Origin of the sequence: Kamptonema sp. PCC 6506, assembly GCF_000180455.1 — a bacterium.
Classification (GTDB): Bacteria; Cyanobacteriota; Cyanobacteriia; order Cyanobacteriales; family Microcoleaceae; genus Kamptonema; species Kamptonema formosum.
Window position 1 is genome coordinate 1 of record NZ_CACA01000154.1, and the last position, 1,297, is coordinate 1,297.

1 protein-coding gene is annotated in these 1,297 nt (G+C 37.0%); it reads right to left on the minus strand.

Annotated features, from left to right (window positions below):
• On the minus strand, window positions 1–1,162 hold a 1,162-nt coding region (locus OSCI_RS28325; protein WP_083811287.1), incomplete at its 3' end, for a transposase.
• Window positions 1,163–1,297: the final 135 nt, after the last annotated feature.

Sequence of the window (1,297 nt, forward strand, 5' to 3'; positions counted from 1 at the left end):
GGCGTTTATAGGAGGCCATTGAAAACACGAATGGATGGGCAGACAAGTGGCGATTAGAGGCTTCATATTTGGCTAAATTTAAGGCCGCTAGGCTGGCATTAAAATGAAAATCAAGCCGTTGGCTATTCACAGATTGACAATCGGACAAACCAGTAAATTGTTTGGCATCCCGAAAAATGAATTCAATTTGAAAACGAGCTTGATAATACTCAAGTATTTGCTCAGCCTTGAGATTGATATCGGTACTAAACAATAAAACATTTTTGGTTTTACCGTTAGCTTGAAGCTCAGATATACAAGCCAAACGGATTTTGCATTTTAAGCAACAACTCCATACTAATAATGAATAAAGCTTAACTCCTGGCTTAATTTCTTTGACGAAAGTTAGATTTTTCAAATTATTGCAGTCAACTTTACCATCATATTTACGAGGAGCGCCGAATTTATTCCTTGCTCCGGTATAGAGGTAATTCAGGTTGGCATCAACCCTTAATCTACTAATCAAATTGAGATCTGACTCCCGAACAGCATCCCAAAATTTAGCGCGGTAATAATAGCCATCAGCCACCAAATAACGTACAGATTCTGGCAACAAAGAACGAGTATTTTTTAAATGCTTTGCATAGTCGTCAACTCTTGTTATATCAGGTGTTAAGGTTTCAGATACCTGTTTTTTACTCCGTTTTTTTAAGTTTCTTTTCCGAGTAAAAATTAGGGAGTTTTTCGGTGGTTCTGTGGTCGGACGCGAAAGAGTTTGTTGCACGCTTAAACTATAGGAAATATGAGTTTCAATTTCGACAACAGAAATCACAGAAATTTCTAATCCTTGTTCAGCTTTTCCCGCAATACCATTATAAAAATAACCTTTTCCCTCAGTATGTTTACCACTTTTTCTCAAAAAAGAACAATCAATAACGGCAATAATTGTGCGTTCAGGATTCAAGGCTTTTTTAATAAAATATTTAGAGAATTGCTCCCAGTCAAACTTTTTTAAAAAATGCCGCCGATAAGTTTTTTCAGTGGCAGGACTATAGCGGCCCAGATTGGTGAAGTTCACTTTGCCATAAACCAGCACGATTGTGGAAAGTAAAGTCATTATAAACTTTTTTTGGGCTTGACTCACCCCGGACATTTGTTGTAAGATGGATTCAATAATGTTCATAAGGCAGTCTGTTAAGCTCAGTTTTTTTAAGCTTAACCTAAAGAGTGTCTTTTTTTCTGCCTTTGAGATTCAAATTTTACTTACTTTTTTGTGGACGGGCGATCGCGTCTCTACTCCAAAACTGTCCGGAGTATT